This window comes from Sediminicoccus sp. KRV36, assembly GCF_023243115.1.
Taxonomy (GTDB): Bacteria; Pseudomonadota; Alphaproteobacteria; order Acetobacterales; family Acetobacteraceae; genus Roseococcus.
In genome coordinates this window covers 2,878,743-2,899,756 of the sequence record NZ_CP085081.1, presented here as the reverse complement: position 1 = coordinate 2,899,756, position 21,014 = coordinate 2,878,743, and the positions used below count along the sequence as shown (strand labels likewise).

Genomic DNA, 21,014 nt, shown 5'->3' with positions numbered 1-21,014 from the left:
CCCCGGCGCGGCCAGCAATGCCAAGAGAGCCGCGTGAAGATCCAACCCGCCGAGCGCGACGCCAAGGGCCGATTCCGCAACCCCGATGGCGGCCCCGCCGGCCAGGCCCTGCCGCGCGTGGCGCGCATGCTGCTGGAGGGCAAGGGCCGGCTTTGGCCGCCGGCGGTCACGGACCCGCCCCAGCCGCCGCCGCCCCATGCCGTGCCCGAGGGACACGCCGCCTTCACCTTCATCGGCCATGCGAGCTTCCTGGTGCGGCTGGCCGATGGCACCACCCTGCTGACCGATCCGATCTTCTCCGAGCGTTGCAGCCCGCTCTCCTGGTGGGGGCCGCGGCGCGTCCGGCCGCCGGCGCTGGCGCTGGATGCGCTGCCGCGCATCGATGCGGTGCTGCTCAGCCACGGGCACTACGACCACCTGGACCTGCCGAGCCTGCGCGCCCTGCATGCCCGCTGGCAGCCGCGCCTGATCACCGGCCTAGGGCATGCGGAATTCCTGGCGCGCAACGGCGTGCCCGGTGCGACCGAGCTCAACTGGGGCGAGGGGGCGGCGCTGCCCGGCGGCCACCACGCCACCTATCTGCCGATGCGGCATTTCTCGGCCCGCGGCATCCGCGACCGGGCGCGCGCCCTGTGGGGCGGCTTCGCGGTGGAAGCCGCATCCGGGGGCCGCTTCATCTTCGTCGGCGATACGGCGGCGGGTGGGCATCTGGACGTGATCGGCGCGCATTTCGGCGGCTTTGGCGTGGGCTTGATCCCGATTGGCGCCTATGAGCCCACCTGGTTCATGCAGGCCGTGCACATCACGCCGGAGCAGGCGATCGAGGCGCAGAACCAGCTGCGCGTGCGGACCGCCATCGGCATGCATTTCGGCACCTTCAAGCTGACGCAGGAGGGCATTGACGAGCCCGCCGCGCGGCTCCGCGCGGCCCGTGGGGCGCAGGATTTCCGGGTGCCAGGGTTTGGCGAAAGCTTCGTGCTGGCGCTTTGAGGCCAGCAAAACATCGCGCTTCCCGATGTTGCCGCAGGGGTTTGGGGAGCCCGTGGCTCCCCAATTTCCTTGACTTTCAGGGCATTAACGGCATAAATTCCTAAATGATCCAACGCATCCCCTTCACCCGCCTCACTGACCGCCAATGGGCCGCCCTGCAGCCCTTCCTGGCGCGCGCCGCCCCGCAGGGCCGCCCGCTGAGCGATCCGCGGCACCGCATGGACGGCATGTTCCACCTGCTCTCCACCGATGCGCCCTGGCGCGCCATGCCGGCCGAATACGGCCCCGGCGCCACCATCGCCCGGCATTTCCGCCGCCTGACCGAGGCCGGGCTGTGGGAGCGCCTGTTGCAGGCCCTGGCCGATCTCGGGCCCCGCCACCCTTTGCAGCAGTTGCGGCGCCTGATCTTTCGCGCGGCCCGGCGGGCTTACCGAATGCGCGGAATGGGCATCATCGTGCTCGCCCGCCGTTTGGGCTTTCTCGGCGCCCTGCCTGGGCCGGCCTGGATGCTGCCTGATCCGGATTTGTCCAAAAGGCTGGTGGCGCTGCAAATGCGCCATCGCGAAAATTTCGGGCGCTTCGTGCTGCGCTGGGGCCGGCCTTTGCGGAACCTGATGGGGATGGTCGGCGGCCGGGCGCATATCCCGCGCTACCTCAGGCTGTGCATGCCATGAAGGGCTCAGGGCAGCAGCGCCTGCGCCTCGCTCCAGAGGCGGCGCACCACCTCGCCGGCCGGTTCCGCGCGCGACATGGCTGCACCCTGGCCGGCCCAGGCCTGCATGCGGCTGAGGTCATTCTGCCGCGTCGCCTCGGCCCGCATTGGCGTGGTCAGCACGCGTTGCAGCGGATAGGGCGCGGGGGCGGTGCCCTCGAAGGCGCGGGTCGCGTCATTGGCGATGCCGCGTGCCAGGCGGCCGGAGAAGGCGCGGGTCAGCACCGTATCCTCGGGCGCCGCCACGGCCAGGCCATCGGCCCAGGCGGGGGCGAGGGCGGTTTCCGGGCAGCGCAGGAAGGCCGTGCCGAGCTGCACGGCACTGGCCCCGAGCGTGAGTGCCGCCGCGATGCCGCGCCCATCCATGATGCCGCCCGCCGCGATCACGGGGACGGAAAGCGCATCGGCGAAGCGCGGGATCAGCGCGAACAGCCCGATCAGCTGCGCCTCGGCCGCTTCCGGCGTGAAGGAGCCGCGATGCCCGCCCGCCTCGGCCCCCTGGGCGATGATGGCATCCGCGCCGGCGGCCTCGGCCGCGCGGGCTTCGGCCAGCGTGGTCGCGTTGCAGATCCACAGAATGCCGCGCGCCTTCAGCTCGGCGATGAAATCCGCCTCCCACAGGCCCATGATGGTGGAAACCACGGGCGGGCGGGCCGCCAGCACCGCCGCGCATTGGGCGGCGAAATCCGGCAGGAAGGGGCCATCGCCCAACGGTTCCGGCAGCGGGCCGAGCTCTCCCAGCGCCAAGCGGGCCGCCGCCTCGCGGTCAGGGTCGCGGATGGGGGGCGGGTCGGGCGCCCAGAGGTTGATCTGGAAGGCGCCATTGCTGGCGGCGCGGAAGCCCTGCACCCAGCCCGCGATCTCGTCCGGGCCCATCTGCAGCGCGCCCAGACCCGCCATGCCCCCGGCATTGGCCACCGCCATGCCGAGAGCGACGGGGGAGGCGCTGGCCATGGGCGCCTGGAGAATCGGCGCGCGCAGGCCGAAGCGGGCGCAGAATTCCTCGGCACGGGCGATGGCGGATGGCATGCGGGAAGGCTGGCCCGCGCCAGCGATTGTGTCCATCCCGACGCGGCGGTAGCAATCGCGCCATGGCCAGAAAAAAGGCGCCGCCGATGAGCCCCGATACCCACCAAGCCCCCGCGCGCCGCAAGCTGTTTGGCACGGATGGCATTCGCGGCACCGCGAACAAGGCGCCGATGGATGCGGTGACGGCGCTGCGCCTGGGCCAGGCGGCGGGCAAGTATTTCAACCGTGGCAATCATCGCCACCGCGTCGTCATCGGCAAGGATACGCGGCTTTCGGGCTATATGCTGGAACCCGCGCTGACGGCGGGCTTCGTCTCCGCCGGCATTGACGTCGTGCTGGTCGGCCCGCTGCCCACGCCCGCCATCGCGCTGATGACGCGTTCGCTGCGCGCGGATCTGGGCGTCATGATCAGCGCCTCGCACAACCCGCATGAGGATAATGGCATTAAGCTCTTTGGCCCCGATGGGCTGAAACTCTCCGACGAGCAGGAAAGCGACATCGAGGCGCTGATGGCCGGGGACCTCAGCTCGGCACTGGTCACGCCGGCCAAGCTCGGCCGCGCCTCGCGGCTGGAGGATGCGCCGGGCCGCTATATCGAGGCCGTGAAGCAGAGCTTCCCGCGCGGGCTCACGCTGGAGGGGCTGCGCCTTGTGGTCGATTGCGCGCATGGCGCGGCCTACAAGGTGGCGCCCACCGTGCTGTGGGAATTGGGCGCCGAGGTCGTCAGCGTGGGTGTGGCGCCCGATGGCTTCAACATCAACCGGGGCGTCGGTTCCACCGCGCCCGGCCCGCTCGCGGAGCTGGTGCGCGAACGCCGGGCCGATCTGGGGATTGCCCTGGATGGCGATGCGGATCGCGTGGTGCTGGTGGATGAACTCGGCACGGTGATCGACGGGGACCAGATCCTGGCCGTCATCGCCGATTCCTGGGCGCGGGAGGGCAAGCTCAAGGGCGGCGGCCTGGTCGCCACCGTGATGAGCAATATGGGGCTGGAGCGCTTCCTCACCTCGCGCAATATCGCGCTGCATCGCACCGCCGTGGGCGATCGCTATGTGGGGGAGCGGATGCGCGAACTCGGCTGCAACCTGGGCGGCGAGCAATCGGGCCACATGATCATCAGCGATTTCGGCACGACCGGCGATGGCCTGGTCGCGGCCTTGCAGGTGCTGGCCGTGCTGGTCGAGGAGAAGCGCCCCGCCAGCGAAGTGTGCCGCCGCTTCGAGACGCTGCCCCAGCGGCTGGTGAATATCCGCTTCTCGGGCGTCACACCGCTCAAGGATGCCGGCGTGCAGGCGGCGATCGCGGCCGAGGAAGCGCGCCTGGGCACGCATGGCCGCGTGCTGATCCGCGCCAGCGGGACCGAGCCCGTGATCCGCGTCATGGTCGAGGCGGAGGAGGAGGAGATGCTGACCGAATCCATGGACAGGCTCTGCGGCGTCATCCGCGCGAAGCTGGCCGCATGAAGGGGCGGGTCCTGATCTGCGCCGGCTCGGATTCCGGCGGGGGCGCTGGCATCCAGGCCGATATCAAGGCCGTGACGGCGCTGGGCGGCTTCGCCATGACGGCGATCACGGCGCTGACCGCGCAGAACACGCTGGGCGTGCAGGGCGTGGTGGGCGTGGCACCCGAATTCATCCGCCGGCAGATGCAATCCGTGCTGGAGGATCTGGGTGCCGATGCGATCAAGACCGGCATGCTGCATGACGTGGCGACGATCAACGCGGTGTGTGACGAAATCACCTGGCGCGCGGCGGATGTGCCGCTGGTGGCGGACCCGGTGATGGTGGCCAAGGGCGGGCACCGGCTGCTGGCGCAGGATGCGGTGGAGACGCTCAAGCGCCGCCTGCTGCCGCTCGCCGCCGTGATCACGCCCAATCTGCCCGAGGCCGAGGAACTGTCCGGCCTGGCCATCACGAATGAAGCCGGGATGCATCAAGCGGCCGCGGCGCTGCTGGCGATGGGCGCGCGGGCCGTGCTGCTCAAGGGCGGCCATATGGAGGGGGATTTGCTGGTGGACCTGCTGGTCACGCCGCAGGGCACCCATCGCTATGAGGATCAGCGCATCGCGACCCGCCATACCCATGGCACGGGCTGCACGCTGGCTTCGGCCATCGCGGCGGGACTGGCGCAGGGGCTTGCGCTGGAGCCCGCGGTGCGGCGCGCGCGGGCCTATGTGCGGGCGGCGATCCAGGGCGCGCCGGGCTTCGGCGCGGGGCATGGGCCGCTGGATCACGGCGTGACCGTGGATGCCAGCCGCTTTGACTGACGTGCAACCGATCCCGCAGGCGCGCAGCCTCGCGCATCTGCCGCTGCCGCTGCTGGCCATCCCGCTCGGGCTGGGTGGGCTGGGCCTCGCCTGGCGGCATATGCAGCTCTGGCCGGTGAGCGAGGCGCTGATGGCGCTGACGGCCCTGGCCTGGGCCGGGCTGCTCGGCCTGCATCTGTGGCGCGCCTTTCGGCACCGCGAGGCCGCGCTGGCGGATTGGCGCAACCCGCTGCGCTGCGGCTTCGTGGGGGCGGCCTCGATCGGCATGATGCTGACGGCGGCCGGCCTCTCGCCCTATTGGGCCGCGGGTGCGCGTGGCTTGCTGCTGCTGGCCATCACGCTGCATCTGGCCATTGGCCTCGCGTTGCTGGCGCGCGTGCTGCGCGGCGAGGGCAGCGCCGCCATGCTGGTGCCGCCGCTGCTGATCCCCCTGGTGGGCAATGTGCTGGCGCCGATCTTCTGCGCGCCGCTGGGGCTGGAGGCGCTGGGCTGGATGCTGTTCGGCGTCGGCATGCTGCTCTGGCTCGGCTTGCAGCCGCTGCTGCTGGGCCGCTTGTTCGAGGCGCCGCTGCCGCCGCCGCTGCGCCCCTCGCTCGCCATCCTGCTGGCGCCCAGTGCGGTGGGGGCGCTGGCCATCGAGGCGCTGGGCGGGCCGTTGCCGGCCTTCCTGGCGCTGTATGGCTTGGCCGCCTTCACCTTCGCGCTGCTGCTGATGGTGCTGCGCCCCATGCTCGGCGCCGGCTTCGCGCTGAGCTACTGGGCCTTCACCTTCCCGCTTGCCGCCTTCGCGACGGCGACGATGAAGATCGCCCCGGGCTGGATCGGCCTTGGCATGCTGGCCATCGCCACGCTGGTGATCGGCGCCATCGCGGCCGCGACGCTGCGCCTTGCCTTCAGCGGCGCCCTGCTGCGCCCCCCCCTCCTGCCCCCCCGTTGAACCGGAGAGCCCCATGACGACCCCGCCGAAAATCCTGCGCCTGATGCCCCGCATGGCGACGCCCGAAAGCATCGCGCCCTTCGGCACGCTGATCGAACCCAGCGATGACGGCACGCCCTTCGGCGCGGGCGACGCCGATCTCGATCTCAGCGCCGGCACGCCGCGGCTCTACATCATGCGGCTGCGCCACAAGCCGCTGCAGATCCGCGGCATCACGCGGCATGCGCGGGTGACGCAGTGCCTGGCCAGCATGAAGGGCGAGGAGTGGTTCATCGGCCTCGCCGAGCCTGGTGACGCGCCGGAGCCCGAGGAGATCAAGCTGTTCCGCATGGGTGGTGACGTGGCGCTGGCGCTGCATGCCGGCACCTGGCACGCGGGGCCTTTCTTCACCGCGCCCTCGGTGGATTTCCTGAACCTCGAACTGAGCGACACGAATGAGACGGATCACGAGACGTCGCGCCTCGATCAGGAGCATGGCGTGGTGATCGAAATCCTGGCGTGAGCCGCGCCACACCTGCTCCGAAAGGCAATTGAACCATGGCCCGCCAACTTTTCGAACTCGTCGGCAGCGATCCCGCCCGGCGCTTCAGCCCCTATTGCTGGCGCAGCCGCATGGCGCTCGCGCATAAGGGCCTTGATGCCGAGATCATCCCCTGGCGCTTCACCGAAACGGCGCGGCTGGCGGCGCATGGCGGCAAGACGGTGCCCATCCTGCTGGATGGCGATGCGGTGGTGACCGATAGCTGGGACATCGCGCTGCATCTGGAGCGCGCCCATCCCGCCGCAGCCGCTCTGTTCCAGGGGCCGCCCGAGACCTATCGCTTCATCGCCGCCTGGACCGATACGGTGGTGAGTGCCGGCGTGGCCCGGCTCATCGTCTCGGATATCGTGGCCCTGCTGGGCGAGGCGGATGCCGCCTATTTCACGGAAAGCCGCGAGAAGCGCTTCGGCATGAAGCTCACGCAGGTGACGGCGGACCGGGAGGCGCGGCTGCCGGAATTCCGCGCGAGCCTGGCGCCGCTGCGCCGCACGCTGGGGATGCAGCCCTTCCTCGGCGGGGCGCAGCCGGACTATGCCGACTACATCGTGTTCGGCAGCTTCATGTGGGCGCGCGTGGTCAGCCCCTTCGCACTTCTCGCGGAGGATGATGCGGTGTTTGCCTGGCATGAGCGCCTGCTGGACCTGCATGGCGGCCTGGCGCGCGCCGTTCCCGCGATGACGGCATAGCGCCTGCTAACCGCGCGGCACCGCGTGGCGAATGGAAGGTGGCGCGTATCTCCGCGCCACCGGAGAACGCCCCATGCAACGCCGCCCGCTGCTCGCCGTCCTGCCCATCGCCGCCATCCTGCGGGGCCGCATGGCGCAAGCGCGGCCGCATGCCATCCTGGCCGAGCTCTTCACCTCGCAATCCTGCAACTCCTGCCCGCCGGCCGATGCGCTGCTGATCGAGCTGATCCGCGACCGGCCGGAGATCCTGGCGCTCTCCTTCCACGTCACCTACTGGGACCGGCTGGGCTGGAAGGATCGTTTTTCCCTGCCGGCGGCGACCGAGAGGCAGCGGCGCTACGCCGCCCTGCTGCGCGAAGGGCGCTATGCCGGCCAGGTCTATACGCCGCAGCTGGTCATCCAGGGCCGGCGCGACGCCATCGGCTCCGAACGCGCGGCCGTGCTGGCGGAATTGCGCCAGGCGGCCCCGGCCGGCAGCGCCGAGATCGCGCTCGGTCTGCGCGAGAATGGCGTGGTGGTGGAGGTGGGGCCGGGCTCGGGCGCGGGGATGCTGTGGCTGATCGGCTTCGATCCGCTGCACGTCACCGAGATCCGCAGCGGCGAGAATGGCGGAAGGCGCCTGGCCTATGGGAATGTGGTGCGCAGCATCGCCCCCCTCGGCGGCTGGCAGGGCGCGGCCTTGCGCCAACAGGTGCCGCGTGGCGCGGGCGAGCGTGTCGCGGTGCTGCTGCAAGGCGCCGATGGGGCGATCCTGGCGATGGCCTCCGCGTAACTGGTTTTCAAGCCGTGCGGTTCCGTGCGGCGGTGCGGAGACAGCATGGCAATAAGGCCTGGGGGCGCTTCGCCGACGACGCGTCTGGTGGAGCGGCGCTGGAAAGCCTTCGCCATGGGATCGAAGGCCCAGCCCCGATCCCGCACCTTCATCCGGGCATTGCGGGACTGGCAAAGCCGAAGATCCAAGCTACCGCTTGTCTCGGTGGCAAAGCCCTCGCGCTTCCTGCTCCTTCCCTGGCAGCGCGCTAGGCCGCGACCTTCGCCGCGGACAGGAAGTTCTTCAGCAGCGCGTGCCCATGTTCGGAGGCGATGCTTTCGGGGTGGAATTGCACGCCATGGATCGGCAATTCGCGGTGCGAGAGCCCCATGATCAGGCCGTCCTCCGTTTCCGCCGTGACCTCGAGTTCGGCGGGCAGGGTGGCGCGCTCGACGATCAGGGAGTGATAGCGCGTGGCGCGGAAGGGCGAGGGCAGGCCGGCGAAAACGCCGCGCCCCTCATGCAGCACATCCCAGACCTTGCCGTGCACGGGCTCGGGCGCGCGCAGCACCGTCCCGCCGAAATTCTGGCCGATCGCCTGGTGGCCCAGGCAGACGCCCAGCAGGGGCAGCTTCGCCTCCGCGCAAGCGGCGATCAGCGGCAGGCAGATCCCCGCCTCATTGGGCGTGCAGGGGCCGGGCGAGAGCACCACCGCATCGGGCCGCATGGCGAACACGTCCTGCACGGTCAGCGCGTCATTGCGGCGCACCACCGGCTCCACGCCCAGGTCCCCCAGGAAGTGGAACAGGTTGAAGGTGAAGCTGTCATAATTGTCGATGAGCAGGAGCATGACCGGCAAACTGCCCGCACCCCCGGCATCCGGTCAAGCGCCGGCTTCGGCTGCCATCTGGCGGAGTGCTACCCGGGCGGCGCCGCGGCTGTGCCGGTCCGTGCCGGCTTCGGCGCCGCTCGCGCGGGCTTCCTGCTTGGCGGCCAGCATTCCGGGCAGGCCGAAGCGTTCCAGCAGCGCCTGGAACGCCGCATGGCGGGCCGCATCGAAGGCGCGGGGCTCCAGCATGGGCGTGCGCAGCGGATGCGCCGGGAAGATATCGAGCACGCTCACCCAGCCCTCGGGGATCGGGCTGGTCGCCGCATGGGCGCGCCCGGTGGCGAGCAGCTTGGGCAGCAGATGCGTGTGCGGCCCCTCGGGCGAGCGGCCATCAGGCGGCGGGATCGGCTGATATACCTCGATCCGCGCCAGCTTCGAGAGGAAGACGCGGTGCGGCGATTGATGAATGATGGCCATGGCGGCGGGGTTGGCCGGATCGAGCAGCGCCATCCCGCAGCCCGCGCGCAAGGTGGCGATCAGGCCGGAATCGGCCGTGCGCACGCCGGCGCGCAGATGGGCGAAGCCGACCCCCATGTCAAAGAGGATGGCCGCGCGATCCTCCGCGCGCAGCGCCTCGGCATCGGGGCCGACTTCGGTGACGAGCGCAGCGCCACCCATCGCCGCCTCCGCCTCGGGCAGCAGCAGCGCCGCAGCCTGGCGCCAGAGGCGCGGATCGCTGGAGGGCTCCTCCCAGGCGATGAGCCGGGCTGTCGCGTGATCCAGGCGCAGCGCGATGCCACCGCGCGCGGTGATGCGGCCGAGCGGGCTGGCCGTGGCTGGCTCCTCCGCATCCCGGATGAACTCGCCGATGGCGCCCATGACGCCGATGGCAAAGCCGGTTTCGTGGTCATCGAGCAACTGTGTCAGGGCATCCCGCATGCGGCATGCTGGCGCGCGGCGCGTGATGCGGCAAGCCGGGCGTTACCTGATCGGCAAGCCTCAGCGGCCGCCGGCTGCGAAGCGGACCGCTTCTTCCGCCGCGCGGAACAGCGCCTTGGCCTTCTGGATGCATTCCTCATGCTCGGCCCGCGGGTCGCTGTCGGCGACGACGCCGGCGCCGGCCTGGACATGCAGGACGCCCTCCTTCACGAGGGCGGTCCGCAGCGCGATGCAGATATCCATGTTGCCATCCACGCCGAAATAGCCGAGGCCGCCCGCGTAAAGCCCGCGCCGCGAGGGTTCCAGCTCCTCGATGATTTCCATCGCCCGCACCTTGGGCGCGCCCGACAGCGTGCCGGCCGGGAAGCCCGCCTGCAACGCATCCAGCGCGGAAAGCCCAGTACGCAGCCGGCCGCGCACTTCCGAGGCGATGTGCATCACCTGGGAATAACGCTCGATGCGGAATTGCGCCGTCACCTTCACTGTCCCGATGGCGGCAACGCGGCCGACATCATTGCGACCAAGGTCGAGCAGCATCAGATGCTCGGCGCGCTCCTTCGGATCGGCCAGCAGCTCGGCTTCCAGGGCCAGGTCTTCCTCGGGCGTCGCGCCGCGGCGGCGGGTGCCGGCCAGCGGGCGGATGGTGACCTCGCCCTCCTTTACGCTCACCAGGATTTCCGGCGAGGCGCCGACGGTCGCGAAGCCACCGAAATCGAAGAAGGTCAGATAGGGGGCGGGGTTGATGCGGCGCAGCGCGCGATACAGCGCGAAGGGCGGCAGCGCGAAGGGGGCTGAGAAACGCTGGCTTGGCACGATCTGGAAGGCATCGCCGGCGCGGATATATTCGCGCGCGCGCTCGACCGCGGCCATGTAGCCTTCGGGCGTGAAATTGGAGGTGGGCGCGGGCGGGGCGGGCAGGCGCGCGGCAGGTGCGGGCCGGGGCAGGGGGCGATCCAGCGCTGCTTCCGCCTCATCCAGCCGGGATTGCGCGAGCGCCCAGGCGGCCTCGGCGTCCAGCCCGCAATCGGCCCAGACGGGCGTGACCAGCGTCAGCGCATCGCGCACATGGTCAAAGACGGCGACCAGCGTTGGGCGGATCATCACCGCCTCGGGGATGCCGAGCACATCGGGGTTGGTGGCCGGCAGGCGCTCCATCTGGCGCACCATGTCATAGCCCAGATAGCCAAACAGCCCGGCGCAGATGGGCGGCAGCCCTGGCGGCAGAGTCATGCGGATGGCGGCGATGCGGCCAGCCAGCGCCTCCAGCGGCGGGAGGGTTTCCGGCTCGAAGGCGTGCGGCGCGGCCAGCGCCTGGGTGTTGCATTCGGCCGCCCCGGCACGGCAGCGCCAGATCAGGTCCGGCGCCATGCCAATGGCCGAGAAACGCCCACGCGCGGCGCCACCCTCGACGCTTTCCAGCAGGAAGGAATGCGCCTGCCCATGCGCGAGCTTGAGGAAGCTGCCGACCGGCGTTTCCAGATCGGCCACGCGCTCACGCCAGAGAAGCTGCGATTGCCCGGCGGCGAAGCCTGCCCGGAATTCCGCGAAGCCGATCATCTCAATTGCCTGCCATCTGCTCGACCAGGCGTGGATTGATGCGGACATTGGCCCGCGCACGCAGCGCCGCCTGATATTGCGCTTCGAAATCCTCGGCCATCGCCTGCGCCGTCTCGCCGCGCAGGGTCGTGAGGGCCTCCGTCTCGGCCGAGAGATCGGCCGGCGTGACACCCAGCAATTGCACCACCGCGAAGGAGAGGGGGCGCTCGATCATGGTGGCGGCATTGCCGCGCAACTCGAAGACCGGGGCCAGCAGGTCGCGCGGCATGGGGTTGCCGCCGCCCGCCTCACGGCCGAAGGGGCCAAGCTCCTCGGCGGTGATCTGCGCGGCCTCCGCGGCGGCGGCCAGGGTCTGGCCGGCGCGGGTGGCGGCCAGCAGCGCGGCCGCGCGTTCCTCCTGCCAGCGGCGGCGGGCGGCGGTCAGGAAGCCCGCAACCACCTGCTCACGCACCGTCTCCAGCGGGCGCAGGGCGGGTGGCGTCACTTCGCGCACATCCACCGCGAGGAAGCCCCACTCGCCCTCCTGAAGGCGGGGGGCCGCGCCGCGCTCGGCCGTGAAGATGGCGCGCAGGGCAGCGGGGCGGACGGCGGGTGCCAGGCCAAGGTCAACCTCCGTGCCATCCGGCGCGCGGCCCGTAGCATCCAGCCGCGCCTCGACATAGCCGAGGGAATAGCGGCGCGCGGCTTCAGCGAGGCTCGCCCCGCCGGCCAGCGCATCCTCGACGCGGTTCACCCGCTCAAAGGCGAGATCGGCGGCGCGTTCGGCCTGGATTTCGGCGCGCAATTCGGCGCGCACCTCATCCAGGCTGCGTTGCGCGCCCAGCTCGATGGTGCCGACGCGCAGGACGTGCCAGCCGAAGGGCGTGCGCACCGGGGCCGAAATGCCGCCGGGTGGGAGGGCGAAGGCCGCCTCGGCCAGGGCGGGCAGGGGCAGCTCGGCGCGGGTGGAGAGGCCAAGCGGGGTGGCCAACCCACCCGCCGCGCGTGCTGCGGCCTCGATCACGGCGAAATCCGCATCGGCCGCCCATTGGGTGGCGATGGCCTGGGCCGCCGCTTCATCCTGCATCAGGGCCTGGAAGACCTCGCGCTTCTCGGGCGTTTCGTAGCGGGCGCGGTTGGCGGCGTAGCCATCCTCCAGATCGCGCTCGCTCACTTCGACTTCGGCCATCAGGCGGGCGGCGTTCAGCGTGGCCAGCGCCACATCCCGGTATTCGGGCGTGGAGAACTGGCGGGCGTTGTTCTCATGATAGCGGGCGAGCTGGGCTTCGCTCGGCGCCTCCGGTTCCGGCGCGTCGGCGAAGGGGAGTTCGACCAGCGTCGCGGTGCGGCGCTCCATCGTCCAGGCCAGCATGCGGCGGGCCAGGGCATCGGGGGCGGCGGCGCCGGCGCGCACGGCGCCCGACAATTGCTGCCGACCGAGATCGGTGCGCAGCAGATCGAGGAAGCGGGCCTCGGTCATGTCGTTGCTGCGCAGGAAGTTGTTGAACGTCTCGCGCGAGAAGCGACCATCGAGGCCGGCGAATCCGGGGATCTGGAAGATGTAGTCGCGCACCACGTCATCGGGGACGACGATGCGCATGCGCCCCTGCTCCTGGCGGAGCACGCGGTCCAGCACCAGGCCCTCCAGCGCCTGTTCGGCGACGGCGCGGCGGATGCGCGCATCCATTTCCATGCGCCCCTGGAGCTGGCGCTGGATGCGCTGCAGCTCACGCCGGGCGGCTTCCTGCGCTTCCTCGACCTCGATCGAATCGCTGCCGATGCGGGCGACGGCGGTGTCCCGCCCGATATTGCGCAGCATGTCCTCGATCCCCCAGACGGCGAAGGAGAGGATGAGCAGGACGAAAAGGAGCTTGGCGAACCAGGTGCCGGCCAGCCGGCGCATTGCGGTGATCATTCGAGGCGAATAGCGGTTTGCCGGGCGGTTGCCAAACCGGGCGGCTGGCCGGAGAATAATGGCTTGCAAAAGGGCTAGATCATGACCCCCGGGATCCGTCCGCTCATCGCCGGCAATTGGAAGATGAATGGCAGCCAGCGTGAGGCCGCGCGCCTTGCTGACGCGCTGCGCGAGGGGGTGGAGAGTGTCGATCTGCTGATCTGCCCGCCCTTCGTCCATCTGCATGCGGTGGCGGCGCTGATGCTGGGCAGCCGCGTCGCCGTGGGTGCGCAGGATTGCCACGCGGCGCATCACGGCGCGCATACCGGCGATGTCAGCGCGACCATGCTGCGTGATGTGGGCGCGACGCATGTGATCCTGGGCCATTCCGAACGGCGGACCAACCATGGTGAGAATGACGCGGCCGTGCTGGCCAAGACGGAAGCCGCGCTGACGGCCGGGCTGATCCCCATCATCTGCGTGGGCGAGACGGAGGCCGAGCGCCTGGCGGGGCTGGCGGATTCGGTGGTGGAGAAGCAACTGGCCGGCTCCATCCCCTATGGCTTCATCACGGCAGGCGGTGTTGTGGCCTATGAGCCGGTCTGGGCCATCGGGACGGGGCGGACGCCGACAGAGCGCGATATCGTGGCCATGCACGCGACGATGCGCATGGCGCTGGTGGAGCGCTTCGGGCCGGCGGCCCGGACGACGCGGCTGCTCTATGGCGGCTCGGTGAAGCCGTCCAATGCGGCGGAAATCCTGGCGCTGCCCGAAGTGGACGGGGCGCTGGTGGGTGGTGCAAGTCTGGTGGCGGCGGACTTCCTGGCGATCGGGCGCGCCGTGCCGGGGTGACTGGCTGCCGATCTGCCGTGTTCCATCCTATTCCAAGTCCATCTCGCTGACGGATGGCGGCAGGCTCAGCCGGCACCCTCCGGCAGCCGATTGTCGCGGCCCTGGATGCTGAACAGCTTGCGCCGGCCGCGGGCCTGAGGGCTCAGCGCCATCCAGGCCACGAATTCCTCCAGGATCATCGCGGTGATCTTCGCCAGCGGCTGTGCCGGAATCTCCGTCAGGGCGAAGAAGCGCACCTCCTCCAACTCGCCTGAGCCGCGGATGTCACCCGTCGCGTGCCGGGCCTCGGCGATCAGGAAGCGCGCATGGAAGCGCATCGGCCGGTCAGCCGGCGTGATGGCGCGGGTCAGGTAGTGCAGGGGGGCGAGTGCGGGGTGCAACCGCCCCGCCACCATCTGCCCCAGGACAAGCCCTGCCTCTTCCTCCAATTCGCGCAAGGCGCAGACGGCCAGGGCCGTCGCGAGCGAGGGCCGCGCGCTGATTTCCAGCATGCGCCGCGTTGTCGCCGGCAGGTCACTGGCCAACCGCGCGCGGTAGTCCGCCAGGTCCACGCGGCCGCCGGGAAACACCAGCACACCCGGCATGAAGCGCATGTCGCGGTGCCGGCGGCCCATCAGCACCTCGATGCCCTTGGGGCCATCGCGCCAAAGGATCAGGCTGGCCGCATCCTTGGGGCGGACGGCGCGGCGGGGCTTGCGGCCACCGGCATCGGCGCCGCCGGGATTGTCATCCGCCCGGGTCGGGGAATGCCTAGTCAAGCGCCAAGCCGCGTGAGCGCAGCCAGGTGCGGAAGCCGGCGCGCTCTGGCACCGAGAGTTGCCGGGCCACATTCTCGGTCCAGCTGCAGCCTTCCGGGGCGGGGCCATGGATTTCCGGATAGCGTGGCTTGGCGCGCTCGCGCCGCGCATCATAGGCGCTGAGGGCCTGGGCCTCGCCCTCGCTCGAATAGCGGTCGCGGTGGATCACGACCGAAGGGGGCAGCCGGGCGCTGGTTTCATTGCGCGCGGCAGGCCAGCCGAGCGAGAGCCCGGCGATGGGGAAGACGCCCTTCGGCAGGGAAAGCAGCGGCGCCACCTTCTCCATATGGTTGCGCACATAGGAGATGGGGCAGGTGCCAAGCCCCGCCGCATCGGCCGCCGCGATGCACATGCCCATGGCCAGCGCCGCATCCACTGTCGCGTTCAGCATGGTGTCCAGGTTGTCATTGGCGTGCTCGCGGCCCGCACGTTCGCAGATGTCGCGGTTGCGGCGGATATCGGCGCAGAAGATCAACAGGTTCGGCGCATCCTTGATCCAGGGCATGGTGCCGATCCAATCCGCGATGGCGGCGATGCGCTTCGCATCCTCCAGCACCACGATGGAGAATTGCTGCATGTCGCTCTTGCTCGGCGCCGATTGCGCGGCGGCGAGTACGGTGTTCAGCAGCGGCTCCGGGATGGCATCGGGCTTGAAGCGGCGGGTGACGCGGCGGTCCAGCAGGGCGGCCAGGCCGGCCGGGATTTCGGCGGGCGGCTCGAAGGGGAGATGGCCGAAGCGGGCCTCGATCAGGGAACGGGGGTCGGTCATGCGCGCACCATCCAGGCATCAGCGACGGTCAGGCCCGTCTCGTGAATCATCAGGGGATTGATTTCCGCTTCGCGGATCGCGGGTATCGCCGCGAGGCGTGAGACGGCCACGATGGCCTGCACCAGCGCCTCCACATCTCCGCGCGGCAGGCCACGCCAGCCTTCGATGACGCGCAAGCTCCGCACCTCGGCGATCATCTCGCGCGCTTCGGCGGCGTGCAGGGGGGCGAGGCGGATGGCAACGTCGCGGTGCAATTCCGCCAGGACACCGCCGGCACCGAGCAGCACGATGGGCCCCACTTCGGGGTCACGCCGGAAGCCGAGGATGACCTCGGCCAGGCCGCGCGCCATGGGCTGGATCAGGAAGCCGGTCAGCCTTGCTTTGGGTTCGGCTGCCGCCACCCGGGCCTGCATGGCGCTGGCCGCCTCGCGCAGTGCCGCCGTGTCGGGGATATTGAGCGTGACACCGCCCGCCTCGGTCTTGTGGGCGATATCGGGCGAGAGGATTTTCAGCGCGACGGGAAAGCGATGCGCCGCCTCCAGATCGCGCGAACAGGCGGTGTGCAGGCCGAGGGCGGCAAAGAGGTCACGCGCATCGGCTTCATCCGGCGCGTCGGGCAGCGTCATTTCGGGTAGCGCCACATGCGGTGCGGCCAGCGGCGCGCGCCAATCGAGATAGGCGCGCATCGCATCGGCCAGGCTTTCCGGCGTGCGGAAGGCGGGGATGCCGGCCTCGGCCAGGAGCTGCAGCGAGGCATCGGCCTGGGGCACCAGGAAGGCCGCCAGCGGGCGCACATGCGCGGCCGCGGCCAGGATGCCCGCCACCGCATCGGCCGGGCGGAACTGCGCGGAGGAGCCGATGACGGGGATGATGGCATCCGTATCCTGGGCTTCGTTCAGGGCGCGGATCGCGGCCTCGATGCGCTCAGGCTTGGTGCCGGCCAGCGTCATGTCCAGCAGGCGGCCATGGCTGTGCATCTTCACGGCGGCCAGTGCTGCGGATGCGGCGCTGTCCGGCGCGCGCGCCTCGATACCGGCAACCCCCAGCGCATCCACGACCATGGCACCCCCGCCGCCCGTGGTGGTCAGCACGGAGACGGCGCGATGCGGGTGGGCGATGGGGCGGCGGCCGAGGGCCAGGGCGGGGAGTTCCAGAAAGCTCTCCAGCATGGTGGCGCGCAGGATGCCATGGGCGCGGAAGAAGGCCTCGGCCGCGGCGTCGGAGCCGGCGAGCGCGCCGGTGTGGCTGGTGGCGAGTTCCGCCCCATAAGGCGAGCGGCCGAGCTTATAGGCGATGAGCGGCTTGCCCGCCTGATGCGCCTTCCAGGCGGCATGCGCGAAATGCTCCGGCGCGCGGATCGCCTCCAGAAACAGCATCACCGCATCCACGCCAGGGTCATCCACCAGCATGGCGGCGATTTCGCCGGCGCTGAGGTCGGCCTCATTGCCGGTCGCGATCAGGTGGCTGAAGCCCATGCCGCGCGCCGCACCGCGCGACATGATCGCACCCAGCATGGAGCCCGATTGGCTGACCAGGGCGACGCGCCCGGCGGGCAGGCTCTCGGCCTCCAGCGCCGCATTCACGCTGACGGCGATGCGCGCGGGGATGTTGATCAGGCCCATGGAATTGGGGCCGAGCAAACGCAGGCCGGCAGCGCGCGCCGCATCCAGGCAGCGCTGCTGGCGGGCCAGGCCCTCGGGGCCGGCTTCGGCGAAGCCATCGGCCAGAATGCAGGCGACCTTGGCGCCCTTGGCGGCAACGGCAGCGATCTGGCCTTCGACATGCTCGGTGTTGAGGAGAATGTAGGCGAAGTCGATCTCGCCCGGGATCTCCTCGACGGTGGCGTAGGCGCGCTCGCCCAGGACTTCGGGCGCACGGGGATTCACGGGGTGCAGGGCGCCCGTGTAGCCGTGTTTGCGGAGGTAGATTTGCGCGCGTGCAGTGAGGCGGGTGGGGTCGCCGGAGGCGCCGATCAGGGCGATGCTGCGGGGGGCCAGGAGTTCCTTCAAAGAAAGAGGCCTCCGGCGGCTGGGGCCGAGAGGCCCCAGACCCCATGACTTAAGGGATGGGGTCTGGGCGCATTTTTCATGCGCGCGGCGGCCGCTGCGAGAAGCTCTGGCCGAACACGCCCTCGGCGATGCGGTTCTTCATCACCTCCAGGCTGCCGCCCGCGATCATCCAGCCGCGCGTGCGGCGGACGCAGTATTCGATCAGCAGATCCTTCGAGTAGCCCGTGCCGCCCATGACCTGCATGGATTCATTGGACGCCATCCAGCCCGCCTGGTTGCAGGCGTATTTGGCGATCGCGACTTCCTGCCCATCCGGCAAACCGCGCCCGGCATTGATCGCCGCGCGATAGAGCAGCAGCCGCGCGCCATCGAGGGCCACGCGCATCTCCGCGAATTTCCATTGCAGCCCCTGGAACTCCATGAGCTTGCGGCCGAATTGCGCGCGCGTGCCAGCGTGCTCCCGCGCCGCCGAGAAGCAGTATTCGCCCAGCGCCAGGGCGCGCGTCGTGTTGCCCACGCGCTCGACGTTGAAGCCGCCGATCTGCTTCTTGAAGCCACCCGGGCCCAGCAGCACCATCTCGGGCGGGATATACACATTGTCGAAGTAGAGGGCGCACCACTCCTCGTCATTCATGTAGAGGCTGGGTTGGCCGAGGCGGAAACCCTCCATCCCGCGCTCCACCAGCACGGAGCCGATGCCACCCACGCCAGGCCCGAAGCGGCAATAGATGACGAAGACATTGGCCTCGGCGGAGTTGGTGGTGAAGACCTTCTGGCCGTTCAGCCGGAAGCCCTCGCCATCCGGCGTGCAGAAGGTCTTGAGGTCGGTCAGGGCCGAGCCTGCGTCAGGTTCGGTCATGCCAACGGCGGCCACGGCCTCACCGGCCAGCAGCGGCTTGAAGAAGCGTTCCTTCTGATACGGGGAGGCATATTCGGCAAAGGTCCGGAAAGCGCCGAAATTGCCGGCCTGCAGCACATCGGCACTGCGCGGGCAGACCTGGGCGATCTGCTCCATGGCCAGCACGGCGTCAAAGACGGTGCCGCCGGCGCCGCCATCCTCCTCTGGGATCATGATGCCAAACAGGCCCTGATCGGCCATCAGCTTCGCGACATCCCAAGGGAAGCCGACAGTGTGCGCGCGCTCAACAGCGCCCTTCGCCAGGTGGCGCTCGGCAAAGCCGCGCACCACCTGCTGAAAAGCCGCTTGTTCCTCGTTCAGTTGGAAATTCACGTTCAGATCGGATCCCAGCTGAACACATCGCCCGAGCGTTCCATCGGCACGAAATTCGCGCGGAAGGCGGGGAGTGCGATCTCGGCGATCTTCTCCGGCGTCCAGCCGCTTTCGCTGTGGACGGAGCGGATCGGCCGGTTCTGGCTGAAGAGAAACAGCTCATGCATGCGGGGCGCGAAGATCTGGCCCGTCACTTCCTTCGCCGCGTCCGAGGCGAGGAAGACGGCGAGCGGCGCGTTCTTCTCCGGCCCCATGCGCATGATGCGCTCGACGCGCGCCTTCTGCTCCGGCGTCTCGGCCGGGATGCTGCTTGTCATGCGGCTCCAGGCGAAGGGTGCGAGGCAATTGGAGCGCACATTGTAGCGCTTCATGTCCAGCGCGATGGACTTGCTGAGTGCCACGATGCCGAGCTTCGCCGCCGAGTAGTTCGCCTGCCCGAAATTGCCGATCAGGCCGCTCGTGCTGGTGATATGCACCAGGCTGCCGCTCTCCTGTTTCCGGAAATGCTCGGCCGCCGCACGGCTGACGAAGAAGCTGCCATTCAGATGCACATTGATGACCGAGAGCCATTCCTCCGGCGTCATCCGGTGGAAGATCTGGTCGCGCAGGATGCCGGCATTGTTCACCACGATATCCACGCGGCCAAAGGCATCAATGGCGGTCTGGACGATCTTCTTCGCGTTCTCCCATTCGGAAACGCTGTCGGTGTTGATGACGGCCGAGCCACCCTTCTGCTCGATGATGGCCTTGGTCTGCTCGGCCGGGCTGGTGGAGAAACCTTCACCGCCCAGTGAGGCGCCGATGTCGTTGATCACCACCTTGGCACCGGCTTCCGCCATGGCGATGGCGATTTCCCGCCCGATGCCACCGCCTGAGCCGGTGACGATGGCAACCTTGTCCTTGAGCATCATGGCGCGATTCCTCCTGCCGTTGTTCAGGACAAGGCTAGAACGCGATGCGCCAGGCGGGAAGGTGGGGCTTCGCGCCGGATGACGCTGCGGTTACACGCATGCGCGAACACAAGGGTCATGATGCGCGATGAACGAGATGTGGTGGCTGGCCGGGCTTGCGGTGGCGATGGCGGCAACGGGCCTGGTGTCGGGCACGCTGGCGGGGTTGCTGGGCGTGGGCGGGGGCATCGTCATCGTGCCGCTGCTGTTCAATGTCTTCCCGCTCTTTGGTATCCCTGAGGCGATGCAGATGAAGCTGGCCGTCGGCACGTCGCTGGCCACCATCATCCCCACCTCCATCGTCTCGGCGCGTAAGCACCGGGCCTCGGGCGCCATGGATGAGGCGCTGCTGCGCTCGATCTGGCTGCCCATGATGCTGGGCGTCGCCCTGGGCACGGCACTCGCCGTGCATGTGCGGGGTGAGGGGCTGACCGCGGTGTTTGGCATGGTGGCGCTGCTGGTGGCGCTCAATATGGGCTTCACCGGCATTGATTTCCGCGTGGCCGAGAAGCTGCCCGATGGGCCCCCGCGTGCGGCACTCGGCATCGGCATGGGCAGCGTGAGTGCGATGATGGGGATCGGCGGCGGGACGCTCGGCGTGCCCATCCTCTCCATGTTCGGCTACCCGATCCGCGCGGCGGTCGCGACCTCCAGCGTATTCGGGCTGATCATCTCGGTGCCGGCGACGATCGGCTTCATCTGGGGCGGGTGGAGTGATCCGAACCTGCCGCCCTTCTCGCTCGGCTATGTCAGCCTGATCGGCTTCGCGCTCATCGCGCCGACTTCCATCATCGCCACACCCTGGGGCGTGAAGCTGGCGCATACCATCCGGCCGATCTGGCTGAAGCGCGCCTTCGCGATCTTCCTGGCAGCCACCAGCCTGAGGATGTTCTACAGCCTGTTCAGCTGAGGTGCCTCAGACGTGGAAGCTCTCGCCGCAGCCGCAGCGGCCCTTCTCATTCGGGTTCACGAAGACGAAGCCGGCACTCATCGGCTTCACCTCGTAATCCATGACGGTGCCGATCAAATGCAGGGTGGCCTTGCGGTCCACCAGGATGGTCAGCCCCTTGTCGTTCACGCGCTCATCGCCCGGGCCTGGTTCCTCGACGAAGCTCAGGTCATAGGCCATGCCGGAGCAGCCCTTGGTCTTGACGCCGATGCGCAGCAGCTTGCCGGCTTCGCCCTTGTCGTAGAGGCCGCGCAAACGCTCGGCCGCGCTGTCTGACAGGGTCATCAGCGGCGGCAATTCGCGCCGGATACGCGGGGTGGCGGTGGTGGTGCTCATCGCGTGTCTCC

Annotated in this window: 21 protein-coding genes; 10 read left to right on the top strand and 11 right to left on the bottom strand. The window is 69.6% G+C overall.

Features of this window, described 5'->3' with window-relative positions; translation table 11 throughout:
- Positions 1–33: 33 nt before the first annotated feature.
- Together LHU95_RS13580 and LHU95_RS13575 are read left to right on the top strand one after the other, a co-directional pair.
- The gene (locus LHU95_RS13580; protein ID WP_248707499.1) at positions 34–990 is read left to right on the top strand and encodes an MBL fold metallo-hydrolase; all 957 of its coding nucleotides are present in this window, start codon (positions 34–36) and stop codon (positions 988–990) included.
- A gap of 104 nt (positions 991–1,094) precedes the next feature.
- Positions 1,095–1,664: a transposase gene (locus tag LHU95_RS13575; protein ID WP_248707498.1), complete on the top strand. Its 570-nt coding sequence runs from the start codon at positions 1,095–1,097 to the stop codon at positions 1,662–1,664.
- A 5-nt stretch (positions 1,665–1,669) separates the two neighbouring features.
- Here the strand turns inward: LHU95_RS13575 and LHU95_RS13570 are convergent, their stop codons facing one another.
- Entirely contained in the window at positions 1,670–2,731 is a 1,062-nt protein-coding gene (locus tag LHU95_RS13570; protein WP_248707497.1) for a nitronate monooxygenase, read from the bottom strand.
- An 86-nt stretch (positions 2,732–2,817) separates the two neighbouring features.
- Here LHU95_RS13570 and glmM point away from each other — a divergent pair, with 86 nt between their 5' ends.
- The 6 genes from glmM (at position 2,818) to LHU95_RS13540 (ending at position 7,933) form a co-directional block, all read left to right on the top strand.
- The gene (gene glmM, locus LHU95_RS13565; protein WP_248707496.1) at positions 2,818–4,194 is read left to right on the top strand and encodes a phosphoglucosamine mutase; all 1,377 of its coding nucleotides are present in this window, start codon (positions 2,818–2,820) and stop codon (positions 4,192–4,194) included.
- Positions 4,191–4,997 carry a bifunctional hydroxymethylpyrimidine kinase/phosphomethylpyrimidine kinase gene (gene thiD / locus LHU95_RS13560; RefSeq protein WP_248707495.1) on the top strand — a complete coding sequence of 269 codons (807 nt, stop codon included), beginning with the start codon at positions 4,191–4,193 and terminating at the stop codon, positions 4,995–4,997. The genes glmM and thiD overlap by 4 nt, the downstream gene beginning before the upstream one ends.
- A gap of 1 nt (position 4,998) precedes the next feature.
- Entirely contained in the window at positions 4,999–5,934 is a 936-nt protein-coding gene (locus LHU95_RS13555) for a C4-dicarboxylate ABC transporter (protein ID WP_248711554.1), read from the top strand.
- Between the two features lie 13 nt (positions 5,935–5,947).
- Complete coding sequence (locus tag LHU95_RS13550; RefSeq protein ID WP_248707494.1) at positions 5,948–6,436, top strand: ureidoglycolate lyase; 489 nt, start codon at positions 5,948–5,950, stop codon at positions 6,434–6,436.
- A 35-nt stretch (positions 6,437–6,471) separates the two neighbouring features.
- Entirely contained in the window at positions 6,472–7,161 is a 690-nt protein-coding gene (locus tag LHU95_RS13545) for a glutathione S-transferase family protein (protein ID WP_248707493.1), read from the top strand.
- A 73-nt stretch (positions 7,162–7,234) separates the two neighbouring features.
- Positions 7,235–7,933, top strand: a complete 699-nt coding sequence (locus tag LHU95_RS13540; RefSeq protein ID WP_248707492.1) for a DUF1223 domain-containing protein — start codon at positions 7,235–7,237, stop codon at positions 7,931–7,933.
- 247 nt (positions 7,934–8,180) lie between these two features.
- Here LHU95_RS13540 and LHU95_RS13535 read toward each other — a convergent pair whose 3' ends face one another.
- From LHU95_RS13535 to LHU95_RS13520, 4 genes are read right to left on the bottom strand one after another with little or no spacing between them, the layout of a single operon-like run.
- On the bottom strand, positions 8,181–8,762 hold the full coding sequence (locus tag LHU95_RS13535) for an aminodeoxychorismate/anthranilate synthase component II (protein WP_248707491.1): 582 nt from the start codon (positions 8,760–8,762) through the stop codon (positions 8,181–8,183).
- Between the two features lie 33 nt (positions 8,763–8,795).
- On the bottom strand, positions 8,796–9,680 hold the full coding sequence (locus tag LHU95_RS13530) for a hypothetical protein (protein ID WP_248707490.1): 885 nt from the start codon (positions 9,678–9,680) through the stop codon (positions 8,796–8,798).
- 60 nt (positions 9,681–9,740) lie between these two features.
- Entirely contained in the window at positions 9,741–11,237 is a 1,497-nt protein-coding gene (gene trpE, locus LHU95_RS13525; RefSeq protein WP_248707489.1) for an anthranilate synthase component I, read from the bottom strand.
- Between the two features lies 1 nt (position 11,238).
- Positions 11,239–13,119, bottom strand: coding sequence for a peptidylprolyl isomerase (locus LHU95_RS13520; protein WP_248707488.1), 1,881 nt, complete (start codon positions 13,117–13,119; stop codon positions 11,239–11,241).
- Between the two features lie 105 nt (positions 13,120–13,224).
- On the opposite strand from LHU95_RS13520, the gene tpiA reads away from it, so the two are divergent.
- A complete protein-coding gene (gene tpiA, locus LHU95_RS13515; RefSeq protein WP_248711553.1) occupies positions 13,225–13,962 on the top strand; it encodes a triose-phosphate isomerase in 738 nt (245 codons plus the stop codon).
- A 65-nt stretch (positions 13,963–14,027) separates the two neighbouring features.
- On the opposite strand, the gene LHU95_RS13510 is transcribed toward tpiA, so the two are convergent.
- The 5 genes from LHU95_RS13510 to LHU95_RS13490 form a co-directional block, all read right to left on the bottom strand.
- Positions 14,028–14,720: an NUDIX domain-containing protein gene (locus LHU95_RS13510; RefSeq protein ID WP_248707487.1), complete on the bottom strand. Its 693-nt coding sequence runs from the start codon at positions 14,718–14,720 to the stop codon at positions 14,028–14,030.
- The gene (locus tag LHU95_RS13505; RefSeq protein WP_248707486.1) at positions 14,713–15,528 is read right to left on the bottom strand and encodes a nitroreductase family protein; all 816 of its coding nucleotides are present in this window, start codon (positions 15,526–15,528) and stop codon (positions 14,713–14,715) included. The genes LHU95_RS13510 and LHU95_RS13505 overlap by 8 nt, the downstream gene beginning before the upstream one ends.
- A complete protein-coding gene (locus LHU95_RS13500) occupies positions 15,525–17,537 on the bottom strand; it encodes an acetate--CoA ligase family protein (RefSeq protein WP_248707485.1) in 2,013 nt (670 codons plus the stop codon). Before LHU95_RS13500 ends, LHU95_RS13505 begins: the two co-directional genes overlap by 4 nt.
- 76 nt (positions 17,538–17,613) lie before the next feature.
- A complete protein-coding gene (locus LHU95_RS13495; RefSeq protein ID WP_248707484.1) occupies positions 17,614–18,768 on the bottom strand; it encodes an acyl-CoA dehydrogenase family protein in 1,155 nt (384 codons plus the stop codon).
- A 2-nt stretch (positions 18,769–18,770) separates the two neighbouring features.
- Positions 18,771–19,679, bottom strand: coding sequence for an SDR family NAD(P)-dependent oxidoreductase (locus LHU95_RS13490; RefSeq protein ID WP_248707483.1), 909 nt, complete (start codon positions 19,677–19,679; stop codon positions 18,771–18,773).
- 127 nt (positions 19,680–19,806) lie between these two features.
- Between LHU95_RS13490 and LHU95_RS13485 the strand changes: the two genes are divergently transcribed.
- A complete protein-coding gene (locus tag LHU95_RS13485) occupies positions 19,807–20,628 on the top strand; it encodes a sulfite exporter TauE/SafE family protein (RefSeq protein ID WP_248707482.1) in 822 nt (273 codons plus the stop codon).
- A 6-nt stretch (positions 20,629–20,634) separates the two neighbouring features.
- Here the strand turns inward: LHU95_RS13485 and LHU95_RS13480 are convergent, their stop codons facing one another.
- Positions 20,635–21,003, bottom strand: coding sequence for an iron-sulfur cluster assembly accessory protein (locus tag LHU95_RS13480; protein WP_248707481.1), 369 nt, complete (start codon positions 21,001–21,003; stop codon positions 20,635–20,637).
- Between the last annotated feature and the right edge of the window lie 11 nt (positions 21,004–21,014).